The organism is Pseudovibrio sp. JE062 (genome assembly GCF_000156235.1).
Lineage (GTDB): Bacteria > Pseudomonadota > Alphaproteobacteria > Rhizobiales > Stappiaceae > Pseudovibrio.
Window position 1 is genome coordinate 121760 of the sequence record NZ_DS996813.1, and the last position, 14711, is coordinate 136470.

Below are 14711 nucleotides of genomic sequence, written 5' to 3' on the forward strand. Positions count from 1 at the left end.
TGCTTCTATGCCATTTTCTCCGTCCGGCGGCGCGCCATGACACCATCAATGGAGAAAACCACCAGCGAGAACCAGATCATGCCGAAGGCAAACAGGCCTTCCAGCGACAGTTCCTCTCCAAACAACCAGATTGCGCTGAGGAAATGGATGGAAGGAGCGATGTATTGCAGGAAGCCGATGTAGACCATTGGCAAACGCCGTGCGGCAAAAGCAAAGACCACCAGCGGCACGGCTGTGATCACACCTGTAAAGAGCAGCAAGGACAGGAACCATGGATGCTCGGTTGGGATGGTCGGATAGATACCACCCGACCCCACTGCGGTGAAGTACCAGAGACCGCCCAGCGCAAATGGCATGACCAGCAGAACTTCCACTAACTGACCGGCAACAGCACCCACAGGGGCTTTTTTGCGCACGAAGCCGTAGAGCGCAAAGCTGAGGGCCAGCACCACGGAGACCCACGGCAGCTCCCCAACCTCATAAGTTTTGTAGAGCACCGCGAAGATGGTGATCGCCAAGGCCAGCATCTGCGCTTTGGTTAGGCGCTCGGAGAGCAGCACGACGCCCAAGCCCACACTGACGAGCGGATTGATGAAGTAGCCGAGGCTTGCGTCCAGCACCCTGCCCGTTTCAACGGACCAGATAAAGACGGTCCAGTTGATGCTGATGACTGAAGCTGAGACCAGCAGATAGCGCAGGCGAGAGAAATCGCAGAAGATGGCGAAGACCTCTTTGCGCAGCTTGCTCATGACCAGAAACGCACCAAGGAACAGCACGGAGCCAATCACGCGATAACAGATTACGATGATCGCTGGCATGTCTGCTGTGAGCTTATAGTACATGGGTGCAAAGCCCCACATAAGATAAGCAGATATCGCTGCAATCAAGCCAGCTTTGAACGCTTCCGGCGTGCTCAGCTGGTCAGCAGCGGATGCTGACTGGCTCATTAAACCCTCATACTACGAAATAAATGGGCGCCAGAGAGCCTGACGCCGATGAAATACAGGTAGGAATGGCCGCGCGATCGCGACCACAAATCTTTCAGTGCTTTTTCCCAGGTATCTTTATCTGAAAACCGGTTCCCACTTTTCAGCGATACGTTTTAAGATGCCTTATCAGCATCTATCAGGCTGTTTCCAACTCATTCGCCTTGAAAATGCAATAGCGAACGGAATCTACCAGAGCCTGGAAGGAGGCGTCTACGATGTTTTCAGAGACGCCAACCGTGAACCAGCGCTTGCCGGTTTTCTTGTTCTGGCTTTCTATGAGAACGCGGGTGATAGCGCTGGTGCCGCCATTCAATATTCGTACCTTATAGTCGATCAGCTCAAGGTCAGCTATCAGGCTTTGGTATTTGCCGAGATCTTTGCGCAGTGACAGATCAAGTGCGTTTACCGGACCATTCCCTTCCGCCACCGACATGAAGGTTTCGCCGTCCACTTCCACTTTCACCACCGCTTCGGAAACAGTTACGCGCTCACCTAGCGCATTGTAGCGGCGTTCTACTCCGGTGCGGAAAGACAGGACGTCGAAGTAATCCGGCACGGAATGCAAGCGTCTGCGGGCGAGGAGTTCGAAAGAGGCGTCTGCGGCTTCATATGCAAAGCCTTGTGCTTCCAGTTCCTTCACTTCTGCCAGCAGGCGATCGACGCGCGGATCTGCTTTGTCCGCGTCCACGCCGAGGCGTTTCAGCTCGTTGAGCAGGTTGGACTTGCCTGCCTGATCAGAGACAAGCACACGGCGCTGGTTGCCGACCATTTCTGGCGGGATGTGCTCGTAGGTGTCCGGGTTCTTCAGGATGGCAGAAGCGTGAATGCCTGCTTTGGTGGCGAAGGCATTTGCGCCGACATAAGGAGCATGGACATTGGAAGATCGATTCAAGATCTCGTCAAAACTCCTTGATATTGCAGTCAATTCTGTCAGGTCTTCAACCTTGATGCCAAGTTCCACCAGGTCGCAATATGGCTTCTTCAGCAGCATATTCGGGATCAAGGTGATCATATTGGCATTGCCGCAGCGCTCACCGATGCCGTTGAGCGTGCCCTGCACCTGACGCACACCTGCAACAACGGCTGCCAGCGTATTTGCGACGGCGTGGCCGGTGTCGTCATGAGCGTGGATACCCAGATTGCTGCCCGGCACCACCTGCATCACGGCGTTGACGATCTCGGTGACTTCGTGCGGAAGCGTACCGCCGTTGGTGTCGCACAAGACTACCCAGCGCGCGCCGGCTTCATAGGCAGTCTTCGCGCAGGCCAGAGCGTAGTCAGGGTTCGCCTTGTAGCCATCAAAGAAGTGCTCGCAGTCGATCATGGCTTCTTTGCCAGCGTCGACGGAGGCTTTGACGGTGTCAGCGATGCTTTCCAGATTTTCTTCGTTGGTGCATTTCAGCGCGATATCGACGTGGTAGTCCCAGCTCTTTGCCACATAGCAGGTGGCGTCAGCTGCGGACTGCAGAACCATCTGCACGCCGGGATCATTGCTGACGGAACGCCCTGCCCGCTTGGTCATGCCAAATGCGGTGAAGATCGCTTTTTGGGTTCTCTTTTCAGAGAAAAACTTTGTGTCTGTGGGGTTCGCGCCCGGGTAGCCGCCTTCAATGTAGTCGACACCCAGTCTTTCCAATAAGTCGGTAATGGCAATTTTTTCGTCCACGGAGAAATCAATGCCGGAGGTCTGAGCCCCATCGCGCAATGTCGTGTCGAAAAGATACAGACGCTCTTTCGTCATAGTATGCCTACCCTGCTTATTGTCCTGAGCTTTGCCTCAGGCTCCCCTCATTTGGCGGAGGCTTCCCTGTTGCCTCCGTAGGATCTCTCAAGGCACACACAACGCGCGCCTTGAGAAAACTTAGCAAGCCTAACGGGTTATCCCATTCAGAACCATGGAGCAGACTTCAAGTTTCCTTGTGGTATCTGCTTACTCCAAAGTCTGCTTTTCCGTTAAGCGCAGGACCAGGTGGTTTCGATCTCACCTGTTTCCTTGTTTTTCATGTCTTTGAGCACAATGCCGTCGGCTGCCAGCTCATCGCGGATGCGGTCGCTTTCGGCAAAGTCCTTGACCTTACGGGCTTCCAGACGTTTTGCGATCAGCTCTTCCACCTTTGCCTTCAGCTCAGGGGAGACATCTGCTTCAGCTTTTTCTTCGCTCTGTGCTTTGGAAAATGATTCAAGATCAAAGCCCAAGAACTTGATAGAATTAGCTAATTTCTGTGCAGCGTCTGCATCACCGCCACGTGCATCACGGGCGAGCTTATGAAGAGCAGCGAAGGCACGTGGTGTGTTCAGGTCGTCCTTCAGACCTTCCAGAACAGCTTCATCCGGTGTACCATTTTCCTGTGCGGTGACATCATGCTTCTTCAGCAGGTCTGCCCAGCGGGTGAGCTGCTTTTCGCCTTCTGCCAGACTCTTGAATGTAAAGTCTATTGGCTGGCGATACTGGGTCTGAAGCAGTGCGTAGCGGATGGCCTGACCAGACCATTTGCGTCCGCCGCCCTCTTCCGTGTCCAGCAGCTGATGAACGGTGAAGAAGTTGCCCAGAGACTTGGACATCTTTTCGCCTTCCACCTGCAGGAAGCCGTTATGCAGCCACACGTTTGCCATGGCATGGGTATCATGCGCACACCTGGACTGTGCAATCTCGTTTTCATGGTGTGGGAAGGTCAGGTCGACCCCGCCACCATGAATATCAAAGACCTTGCCCAGGTGCTTTTCAGACATTGCGGAACATTCGATGTGCCAGCCCGGACGGCCCGGTGTTTCGATGCCGCATGGGCTTTCCCAACCCGGCTCATCCGCTTTGGATGGCTTCCAGAGTACGAAGTCGGTCGGGTCTTTTTTGTATGAGGCCACTTCCACACGGGCACCGGCGACCATCTCGTCCAGTGTTCGGTTGGAGAGCTTTCCGTATTCCGGCATGCTTGGCACGTGGAAGAGAACGTGTTCGTCCGCGACATAGGCATGACCTTTGTCGACGAGCGTTTCGATCATCACTTTCATCTCTTCGATGTGCTCGGTTGCACGCGGCTCGATGTCCGGAGCCTGAGCACCCAGCGCTTCCATATCCGCATGGTACTGACCAGCTGTTTTTTCGGTCAGCTCGCGAATGGAAATGCCTTCCCGTGCTGCGCGCTCATTAATTTTGTCATCCACGTCTGTGATGTTTCGCACATATGTGACATGGTCTTTGCCATAGAGTTGGCGAAGCAGCCTTGCCAAAACGTCAAAAACGACGACGGGGCGCGCATTACCAATATGGGCGTAGTCATAAACGGTGGGACCACACACATACATGCGCACGTTAGACGCATCCATTGGCACAAAAGCTTCTTTTGTGCGTGTCAAAGTATTGGTGAGCAGAAGTCCCTTTTCGCCTTGGGCTGTGTCTGCGCTCATAGTGGTTCGTCTCCTGGCCAGCTGGCCGGGCGTTCATCTCACGCAGAAAATAGGCAGGATAGAACGGCCACAGCCAGCGTTGTCGCTAGCTGCAAATAATGATGGTGCAAGAAGAAGTGTGCATCGCCGTTTTCATATGTTGCTTTTCGCTGATTGTGGCTTACAGGTCAAGTCTTAGTCTCACCGGATCACCCACATTTCTAACTAAGTTAAATACAAAATTTCTACCCGAAGATGCAATTCTAAGGGAAAGCCAAGAAAAAACAGGGAAGTTACACGTGTCTCACAAGAGTATCTGTGCCACCATTCTCGCTGCAAGTCTGATTGGAATGATCTCGCCATCAAGTGCGACCAGTAATGCAACTTCCTCCGAGCGACTTATAGACCCGCTGAATTTCAACGAAGATCCGGCGGCCCTGCCTGACCTGCCCGCACCGGAAGACCTCTCCCCGCCTGTGATTGAGCCGCTGGTGATGCCAGAGAGTGAACCGCAGGCCCCTCCTCTGACTGGCCCTGCCGGTCAGGTGGCCAAACCAACGGGCTCCGAACTTTCTGAGTTGGAGCAGACCATCCGGGATCTGATCTTTTCTGAAGCGGATATCCAAAAGGCTGGCTTCAGCCCCAAGCAGGTTGACGCCTTGGCGGAGGCTTACGCTTTGCGCAAGTTCCGGCCTGTGTGGTTTGAGGATCAGTCACTAACGCCGCTGGCCAACCGTCTGGTCACTGAGATTCGTAAGGCACCGGCCCATGGGCTTGATCCGCAAGCCTATGGTGTCCGTCAGCTCGCCTCCATTCTGGCCGTCATGGAAGCGTCCAACGCCACTGCAACCCTTCATGAGATTGCGGTTGTCGAGTTGCAGCTGACCCGTGCCTTTGCCACATATGGCGCTCACATTGCTGGCGGTGTTGTACGGCCAACCAAGGTGCTGAAAAACGTATTCATCTCACCTCAGGTGCCAAAGCTGAACGACATGCTTACCCAGATGGAAGAAACGCGCTCATTGGCGCAGTTCTTCGACGGGCTGGAGCCGGAAGCGCCTTCCTACGATATTTTGAAGGATCAGCTGGCCCGCTATAACGCGGCGCTGACTTCTGATTATCCCGTTTACATTGAAGATGGCCCAAGCATCCGGCTCGGTGATACAGGAGGCCGCGTGGCTCAGCTGGAAAAGCGCCTTCAGGCGGAAGGCTATGCGCCTTACTATTCCGACTACACGGGCACCAGTGAAACTGAGGTGCCACCAACCTTTTACAATGATGACATGGTTGAGCTGGTCAAGGACTTCCAGAAGCGCCATGGCCTGACGGTCGATGGCGTTGTTGGCAAGAAGACACGGGCCGCGCTCAATGCTTCCCTGGAGGATCGCCGCAATCAGATTCTCGTCAATCTGGAGCGCATGCGCTGGGATGATCCTCTGCCATCAGGTCGCTATGTGAAGGTGAACGTAGCGGAACAAATGGTACGGGTGATGGAAGGCACGGATGTGCTTTATGAAACCCGCAGCGTGGTGGGCAAGCCGCGCAATGCGACACCGCTGTTTTCCGATACCTTTGAGTACGCCGAGATCAACCCGACCTGGGGTGTTCCGTGGTCCATTGCGACCAACGAGTATCTGCCGAAACTCCGCAAGAATGCTTCTGCCCTCTCCGGTACCGGCATCAACGTTTACAAGAACGGCAAACGAGTTGATCCCACCGCGATCAACTGGAGCAATGTGAGCAAGCGTAAGTTTGGGTATCAGCTGCGCCAGAAGGCTGGCCGGAAGAATGCGCTGGGTGCGGTGAAGTACATGTTCCCGAACAAGCACAACATCTATCTGCACGACACGCCGTCCAAACGCTTGTTCAACAAAGATCAACGTGCGTTCAGTCATGGCTGTATTCGTGTGCAGGATCCATTCACTTTCGGCGAGGTGTTGCTTTCTGGCTCCGGCCACAGCCGTGCAAAGATGGAAAAGCTGCGTGCGCGTGGCAAGACAGTACGCCTGAAGCTGACGGAGACGGTGCCAGTGCATCTGCGCTATTACACTGCCTTTGCCGGTGTTGATGGGGAGCTGCAGTTCCGGGAAGACATCTACAAGCAGGACAAAGCTATTTTAGAAGCGCTTTTGACCTCGCAAGATGCATTCAAAATGAAGATGGCCTCCACCTACTGATCTGATCGCACTGCGCAAATTGCCACGCTCCTTCTCAGGGTATGGTTAATAGTGCATATTTGAATTAACTGTGCTAATATATCCGACATAGAGCTGCGTTTCATAATTCAAACGGGGGTTGATTATGCTGAAGCAGGCTATGGGAGCTATGATTGTGGCTAGTGTGATCTCGAGCCCGATCATTTTCCTTGCGGTTTACCTGTTTATGAACTCTGCATGAGTTCCAGCCCATCTCTTCAGATGGTCCAGACAAAAGTGTGAGTTCCCGAAAATTTAAAGGCGGCGTTCTGCGCTGCCTTTTTCTTTGCCTGAATTTCACTCATCTAAACTGGTTAATTGGGCAAGCTGGCAGCTTTGTGTTTCTGGCGAGGTGATGTTGTGGGGGCTGTGGTGCTTTTGTGAGATCGGCACTGATTGTGCTTCAAGAGGAGTGACTTCTGCTGTTAAACCGGACGGAGCAAAGTTGATATCCGGCGTCCAGTGGAGAGGTTCTAGTGTGTGGCTCTGGGTCCCGCATCGCGCTGCGCTTGTGCGGGATGACGGCGCGGGCGAGCATCTCTTGCCGTCATGCCGGACGGAGCGAAGCGGAGATCCGGTATCCAATGGAGAGGTTCTAGTGTGTGGCTCTGGCTCCCGCATCGCGCTGCGTTTGTGCGGGATGAAGGCGTGGGCGAGCACCTCTTGCCGTCATGCCGGACGGAGCGAAGCGGAGATCCGGTATCCAGCACAACACCTGCAGAGATTAGCAAATGAGATCCAGGTTCCCACTTTTCAGCAATACGCTTTAGCTGCTTTACTCCCGTGCGGCCACGATCAGCGACATCAGCTGCGTGAACTCACGCTTCGTGGTGAAACGGTGCTCGATACAATACTCAGTTTCACGGGCAGCACGTTTAAGACATGAGAAAATAAGCTGCTCGATCGCCGCTTCTCCGGTTATATTTTCACTGCTGATCAATGGGATGAACCGCTTCAGGAACTCAGTGGTGTCTGATTGATGGACCACAACCGTGTTCCATTCAGGGATCACCATGAGAGCCTGATTTCCCAGACCCCATGCCCAGAAAGTCCCCTCAGGCAGACCAGTCTCCTTTGCAGGTATCCACCACAGATAGCCGTGCCCCATTCGCAGTCCGCCATAGCCCGTTTCAGCAAAATCCTCTGTGATGAGACTTGTCCAGTTTTCTACAAGAACGTGTTGTCCGTCTGCAACTCCATGATTGAGATAGAGGCTCCCAACACGAGCAAGGTCACGTGCAGACATTTTGAACATTGCTGCCTTATGTTCAGACTTTTGAGGATCAAACACATACGACACGGCGGAACGATCAAAATCCTGCATTCCAACTGGTTTTGCTATCCCGTCCTCGAAAGCTGCCCCAACCTCGGAGCCCGTTGCATTTTCGAAGACCGTCGTCAGGGTGTTGTAATCCCAGTTGTTGTAAGCCCAAATGGTACCAGGCTGGTTCTCTGCATGCCCCAACCGCTTGTCGATTTCCTCTTCAAGACTACCCGATGCAGCTGCCGGGTGATTAATGCCTGAAACACTTTGCAGCAAGTGGCGAACGGTTGTCTCTCGCTGTAAATCCGTCAGCGAAACCGGGGCGTCATCAATACTGAGTTCCATAAGCGTTGCATCTAGGCGCAAATGATTTTCGGGCAAAGCGAGGTGCTGGCCAATAACAGCACTCAAAAGAGATTTTCTGATTGAATGGACATTGTAGGGTTTTGAAAGGTCACCCAATGTCCCAACCCTTTGGCCATCAGTGATGATCATAAAGGTATCGGTGCTCAGGCTGGCAGCATAGTTGAAAACCGCATCCAACCCCTTGGGATCCCACCCCAAACTCTTGATCTTAGATGCATCAAGTCGGGTCATGCCCAAATCCCGAGAGGGTTGAGTTTGACGTGCTAGTCCACGTTCTCCGGTCTGGATGAGATAAGTCAGAAGGGATGCTGCGATCGTGACAAAGACGAGCGCAACTAAGAGATATCGGCGTTTCATGCGAAGTAGCCTCATAAAAATTCAGTTTTGAAAATGAAAAAATCCAGGAGGGCCCGAGAGCTATAATCCTAAATATGAAGCACACTTATTCAAAATGAAAATTTATTAGTCATCGACACGACGCTCCATCACTCAAGGCTATACTGGTTGTTGGGTTCAGGTCTCTGCATCGCGCTGTGCTTACGTGGGATGACGTTATGGGGTGGTGCTTCTTGCCGTCATGCCGGACGGAGTAAAGCGGAGATCCGATATCCAGTGGAGAGGTTCTAGTGTGTAGCTCTGGGTCCCGCATCGCGCTGCGCTTGTGCGGGATGACGGCGTAGGGTGATGCTTCTCGCCGTCATGCCGGACGGAGCGAAGCGGAGATCTGGTATCCAGTAGAGAGGTTCTAGTGTGTGGCTCTGGGTCCCGCATCGCGCTGCGCTTGTAAAGGGTGACGGTATCGTGCTTCTTGCCGTCATGCCGGGCGGAGCAAAGCGAAGATCCGGTATACAGTGGAGAGGTTCTAGTGTGTAGCTCTGGGTCCCGCATCGCGCTGCGCTTCTGCGGGATGACGGCGTGGGGTGGTGTTTCTTGCCGTCATGCCGGACGGAGCAAAGCGGAGATCCGGTATCCAGCAGAGAGGTTCTAGTGTGTGGCTCTGGGTCCCGCATCGCGCTGCGCTTGTGCGGAATGACGGCGTGGGGTGGTGTTTCTTGCCGTCATGCCGGACGGAGCAAAGCGGAGATCCGGTATCCAGTGGAGAGGTTCTAGTGTGTGGCACTGGGTCCCGCATCGCGCTGCGCTTCTGCGGGATGACGGCGTGGGGTGGTGTTTCTTGCCGTCATGCCGGACGGAGCAAAGCGGAGATCCGGTATCCAGCAGAGAGGTTCTAGTGTGTGGCTCTGGGTCCCGCATCGCGCTGCGCTTGTGCGGAATGACGGCGTGGGGTGGTGTTTCTTGCCGTCATGCCGGACGGAGCAAAGCGGAGATCCGGTATCCAGTGGAGAGGTTCTAGTGTGTGGCACTGGGTCCCGCATCGCGCTGCGCTTGTGTGGGATGACGGTGTGGGGTGGTGGTTCTTGCCGTCATGCCGGGCAGAGCAAAGCGGAGATCCGGTATCCAGTGGAGAGGTTCTAGTGTGTGGCTCCGGTTCCCGCATCGCGCTGTGGTCGTGCGCAATGACGGCGTGGGGTGGTGTGGTGCAGTGCCAAGAAACTTATCCCCCTCACCCAGCACCTGTTTTACTCTCAGTTTGTGCCCACGCATTCGGGCAGGAGTGGACCGTCCATTCCGTGGCGTGGGCGGGGTTGGGCTGCCGGCATGAGGTAACGTATCGTGTCGGGAGGTCCGGTGAAGCGCCATACCCTATTGAGACCACAGTGGTAGTAGGGAGCTTGGGGTCGTTCCGGAGGGCGTCCGGTGGTGACAAGAAATTGTCAATGACAGGGAAACCTGTCAGTCGCGTCTGTCTGAGAGGGAGCCCGCGTGTTCATGATAAAAGGCCCGGGCGAGGCGAACAGCTGATGCCGAAGAAACATTTCTAACAAGTAGCGCAGGCAGAGCCTGTTCGCCTTGCTCCACCCGTGAGAAACGGGATCCTCAAACACAAACACCGCCGGGATAGCCCAGCGGTGCTAAAATTGCTTGTGCAGTGGATTCTACTTGGAAGACCGGTGGCGCTCTTCTGGAGCGCGATTTAGTCGTCCAGATAGTCAGCGCATTTTTCTGGCACCTGATCGCCCCACGGCATGATTGGCACGGTTGAGGTGGAGTTCTTCGGGCTGCCTTCAACCAGTTTGTCGGAGTAGACGAGATAGACCAGCACGTTGCGTTTGGTGTCACAACCGCGGACGATGCGCATTTTCTTGAAGAACAGCGAGCGGCTTTGACGATAGACTTCATCGCCCTGCTCAAACTTGCTCTTGAACTTGATTGGTCCGACCTGACGGCAGGCCAGAGAGACGTCAGAGGTTTCCTCTTCCAGTCCGAGCCAGCCTGAGAAGCCGCCCTTTTCCGGCACGGTAAAGTGACAGGCCACGCCCTCCACTTCCGGGTCATCCAGCGCGTAGGTGGCCAGTTTGTGGTCCGGGCTCAGAAACTTCCAGACCGTGGATTTTTTGAAGATCAGGTCCGGGTCCTGTGCCTGCGCAGCTGTACCGAGCATGCTTAAGGTTACACCAAGTGCCACAGTTACGGTGCTCACCATTTTCAGGACTGACTTGCCAAGCGCAGACATCTGCAAAGCTCCCCTCCATCACAAAAGATCAAATCAATTCACTCTCGATATAAGATGTTTTTCGGCAACTACCAGCAAGAGAAGAAGAGATTTTTTCAAAACCATCCAGAATCCGTTGGTTTTGCCCCAATAAGGCCATAGAATAGCTTATCTGTAGAAACCTCTCTGACTAAACGTAAAATTGCGGGCTATGACTATTTCCAGACTCCCCTTCGCTCACTCATGCGCAGTTGCGGCCCTCGCCCTTGGTGCCTCCTTTATCTGGACCCAGAGTGCGAGCGCGCGCCCACAGGTCTGTGACCGATTGGAGACGGAGTTTATCGAGCTCTCAGAACAGGTCGAGGCCAACGGCAGCTCCAACAGCTGGCAGACGGCCTATGAAGAGCAGCAGGTGCACATCCGCAATGTTCAAAGTCAGATGTCCAGCTTTGGCTGTGACGGGTCTTTTGGCCCGCCGCAGTGTCAGCAGCTCAGCTCTTCCCTGCAGCAGATGAATGAGAACCTGAGCTATCTTGATAGTCAGAGACAGCAGGAACTCTATTCCAGCGCGATGCAGGACCGTCTGAATGAAGTGAAGCAGGCACTGGTTGATCTGAACTGTTCTGATCGCTCTGATCAGCAGATCCAGCCGCTGACACCGCCAGTGCAGGCCAACCAACCTTTGCAGCTGGAGCCGCGCTCTACGGCAGGTTACTCTTCTGGCGGCCAGCAGTATGCCACCATGTGTGTGCGCAAGTGTGATGGCTACTACTTCCCGATCAACCCGAACTCCAGTGCGGGTGATCTGGCGGAGGATGAAGAGATCTGTCAGGCGCTGTGCCCAAGTCAGGATACGGAGCTTTACGTTTTCCAGGTTCCGCAGGAAACACCAGCGCAGATGCGCTCCCTTTCCGGTGCGCCTTATACCTCCCTAGCCAATGCCTATCTGTTCAGACAGCAAAACAATCCAGCCTGTTCGTGTGATGCAGCGGCTGGTCAGCCGAACAACATTGAGCCGACACCTGCGATTCCATCTTTGGAGCAAGCTATTCCGAGCACCGAGCTGGATGATCTGACACCGGGTGCAACTGCGACTTATCCGGCTATTCCGAACCAGAGTGAGCTGCGTCAGACCGTAGATGCAACAGAGGCCCAGAGTGATATCTCCGAGCCTCCGCTTGTTCAGAAGAAATTTGTGCCTCGCGAGGTTGAGCCTCGCGAAGGGCCTATCAGGAAAGTCGGTCCAAAGTTTTTTCCCGACCGATAAGCGGTAGCATGTTCTTCAGGTCTGGTCCGTGGGCCAGACCTGTGATTGCCTTGCGCAGTGGCATGAACAGACCTTTGCCTTTGCGGCCTGTTTCGCCTTTCACAGCTTTGGTCCACTCGCCCCAGGTCTCTTCGCTCCACGGCTCCTGCGGCAGCAGATCTTTGGCCTGAGTGATGAACTCTTTGTCTTCCTCGGCGATCTCCGGGGTGACAGAGCCGACAACAAGCTCCCACCACTGTTTCGCATCGCTGACGGTGGAGCAGTTTTCCTTCACAGCAGACCAGAACGCTTCATCGCCTTCAACGCTGTCTGCCTTCAGACGATCTGCAACATCAGCGAAGCTCATGTCGTGCACCAGCTTTGCAGTCAGGTGACCAACGTCTTCCGGGTCGAACTTTGCAGCGGACTTGGAAATGCCGGAGAAGTCGAGCATTTCTGCCAGAGCTTCCATGGACTTTACTGGCTCTACTGCGTGGCTGGTGCCGGTCAGAACTGCGAGAGAGCAGACTGCCATTGGCTCGTAGCCTTCCTCACGCAGGGAGCGAATGGACAGAGCACCAGAGCGTTTGGAAAGGCCCTCACCTGAAGCGGTGGTCAGCAGGTTGTGGTGACCGAACTCAGGAACTTGTGCCCCCAGTGCCTGGAATATGGCAATCTGGACACCGGTGTTCGCAATGTGGTCTTCCCCGCGGATGACATGGGTGATGCCCATATCCGCATCATCCACGATGGATGGCAGGGTATAGAGGTATGTGCCGTCTGCGCGCACCAGAACCGGATCAGACAGGGAAGCAAGATCAACAGTCTGACGACCGCGGATTACATCATCCCAGTGAACTTCTGTTCTATTGAAGGAGAACGGATCGCCTTCTACGTGGTTTGGCAGTTTGAAGCGCCAGTGTGGTTTACGGCCTTCTTCCTCATACTCAGCGATCTGCTCGTCGGTGAGCTTCAGGCCAGCACGGTCGTAGACAGGAGGACGGCCCAGAGCGCGGGCACGGTTGCGGCGGCGTTCCAGCTCTTCCGGTGTCTCGTAACAGGCGTAGAGCAGACCGGCGTCTTTCAGCTTGGCAGCAGCTGCATCATACAATGCAAAGCGCTCGGACTGTTTTTCGACGCGATCAGGGTTGATGCCCAGCCATTTCAGGTCTTCGGCGATGCCGACAGCATACTCTTCCTTAGAGCGCTGCACGTCGGTGTCGTCGTAACGCAGAACGAAGTTACCGCCCTGCTTTTTGGCAAAGAGATAGTTGAAAAGCGCCGGGCGCACATTGCCGATATGGATGTGACCAGTCGGAGATGGCGCGAAGCGAACCGTAACACTCATGGCTGAGCCTTCTCATCAATAAACAAGTTTGACACTCGGGTATCGCGTTGGCCGGTACGGGTCAACCAGCCAATCTTGAATACCTACGGAATATCTCGGGTTTTCCTGTTTTCAGGCTGGAGAGCGCACCAGCATCAGCTGCGGCTTTACAGCAAACAGAACCAGTCCCAGACCGAAGCAGTAGAGGCTGGAGAAGGCAAACTGCGTATCGAGCTCAACACCATAGTCCAGCAGGACACCCATGAGACCGGGAGCCAGTGCGGAGGCAAAGACCATCATGGCGGAGTAGATGGCACGAATGGACCCGAGGTGGGCTGTGCCATACAGCTCGGCCAGAACAGCGGAGGCAACAGCGCCCCATGACCCGACAGTCATTGCCAGGATGATAAACGCCACGGGGACGAAGTACTCTTCGCCTGCAAAAGCAAACACGAGGACACTGACACCGAGCGGCACTACGGAGAGGGGAAGCAGAGAGACAGCGGAGAACCGGTCAATCAGCATGCCAGCCAGCATGGAGAACAAAGCACCAGCTGCAGCATAGAGCGGCAGATAAGATGGCATCACGGTGCGCTCCCATCCCTTGGCTTCCATAAAGTGGACCTGATGGAACATGAGGCCAGTGACGAGAAATGGCACAGCTAGCACTGCGGTCATGACAACCCAGAAACGCCAGTCCGCCATCACCTGCTTTCTGGTCCAGCTGACAGCCGGGCCATTTGATCGGGATGACTCAAGCGGGTTTTCTGGTGTGCGGTCTTTCTTCAGTGTCAGGTATGCCAGAGGGAGGAATACGAGGAGCAGAGTAACGCCGGCAGCAGACCAGAGATCACGCCAGGACATGGAAACCATGAGGGTAACAGCTGCCAGTGGCAGCAGAGCTTCACCGGCCATATTGCCAAAGGAGGCAAGGCTCAGCGCTTTGCCGCGGGAACCGTGAAACCAGCGCGACATTGCGGTCTGTGAGGTATGGGGCAGCATGCCCTGCCCGAACAAGCGCAAGCCATAGAGACAAATGCCTAGTAATATTATGGAGTTATGCCAGCTCATTAAGAAACTGAATCCGGCAAGGATCAAAATTGCAGCGCAGCCGACGACGACCGGGCGGTAATAGTCGACGATTTTGCCGAGATAGATAAGTGTCGCCGCACTTGCCAGCGTGGCGAACATGTAAATTGAGCCGAAATCCCCGTGAGACAGGCTGTAGGTCTCACGGATCTGGGAGGAAAATTGGGCAATAAAGAACGTCTGGCCGAAGCTGGAGCCAAAGCCGAGCAGAAAACCGCCCGCGACCCAGCGCAGGTTGCGCTGGAGAAATTCGAAGAAAGTCATAGACTTAACCTAAGAAGTGTAGAAAATGATTCA

General features: G+C 54.6%; 9 protein-coding genes. 2 read left to right on the forward strand and 7 right to left on the reverse strand.

From position 1 onward, the window contains the following. Window positions 1-5 precede the first annotated feature (5 nt). The 3 genes from rarD to cysS all read right to left on the reverse strand — a co-directional run bounded on the left by rarD (window position 6) and on the right by cysS (window position 4394). Window positions 6-947: an EamA family transporter RarD gene (gene rarD, locus PJE062_RS21100; RefSeq protein ID WP_008551985.1), complete on the reverse strand. Its 942-nt coding sequence runs from the start codon at window positions 945-947 to the stop codon at window positions 6-8. A gap of 178 nt (window positions 948-1125) precedes the next feature. After that, complete coding sequence (gene cimA / locus PJE062_RS21105) at window positions 1126-2730, reverse strand: citramalate synthase (RefSeq protein WP_008551760.1); 1605 nt, start codon at window positions 2728-2730, stop codon at window positions 1126-1128. Window positions 2731-2942: 212 nt separating this feature from the next. After that, complete coding sequence (gene cysS / locus PJE062_RS21110; protein WP_008552011.1) at window positions 2943-4394, reverse strand: cysteine--tRNA ligase; 1452 nt, start codon at window positions 4392-4394, stop codon at window positions 2943-2945. A 278-nt stretch (window positions 4395-4672) separates the two neighbouring features. Here cysS and PJE062_RS21115 point away from each other — a divergent pair, with 278 nt between their 5' ends. Next, window positions 4673-6550: a murein L,D-transpeptidase gene (locus PJE062_RS21115; protein ID WP_008551986.1), complete on the forward strand. Its 1878-nt coding sequence runs from the start codon at window positions 4673-4675 to the stop codon at window positions 6548-6550. A gap of 793 nt (window positions 6551-7343) precedes the next feature. On the opposite strand, the gene PJE062_RS21120 is transcribed toward PJE062_RS21115, so the two are convergent. Then, complete coding sequence (locus tag PJE062_RS21120) at window positions 7344-8429, reverse strand: serine hydrolase (RefSeq protein ID WP_008551816.1); 1086 nt, start codon at window positions 8427-8429, stop codon at window positions 7344-7346. 1804 nt (window positions 8430-10233) lie between these two features. Beyond that, a complete protein-coding gene (locus PJE062_RS21125) occupies window positions 10234-10701 on the reverse strand; it encodes a CreA family protein (protein ID WP_371256389.1) in 468 nt (155 codons plus the stop codon). 262 nt (window positions 10702-10963) lie between these two features. Here PJE062_RS21125 and PJE062_RS21130 point away from each other — a divergent pair, with 262 nt between their 5' ends. Next, on the forward strand, window positions 10964-12019 hold the full coding sequence (locus tag PJE062_RS21130; RefSeq protein WP_083793295.1) for a DUF2865 domain-containing protein: 1056 nt from the start codon (window positions 10964-10966) through the stop codon (window positions 12017-12019). Here PJE062_RS21130 and gltX read toward each other — a convergent pair. Both gltX and PJE062_RS21140 read right to left on the reverse strand, forming a co-directional pair. Next, the gene (gene gltX / locus PJE062_RS21135) at window positions 11982-13346 is read right to left on the reverse strand and encodes a glutamate--tRNA ligase (RefSeq protein WP_008551830.1); all 1365 of its coding nucleotides are present in this window, start codon (window positions 13344-13346) and stop codon (window positions 11982-11984) included. The two genes, PJE062_RS21130 and gltX, sit on opposite strands and share 38 nt — an antisense overlap. Window positions 13347-13457: 111 nt before the next feature. Next, window positions 13458-14678, reverse strand: coding sequence for an MFS transporter (locus PJE062_RS21140; protein ID WP_008551928.1), 1221 nt, complete (start codon window positions 14676-14678; stop codon window positions 13458-13460). Window positions 14679-14711 lie beyond the last annotated feature (33 nt).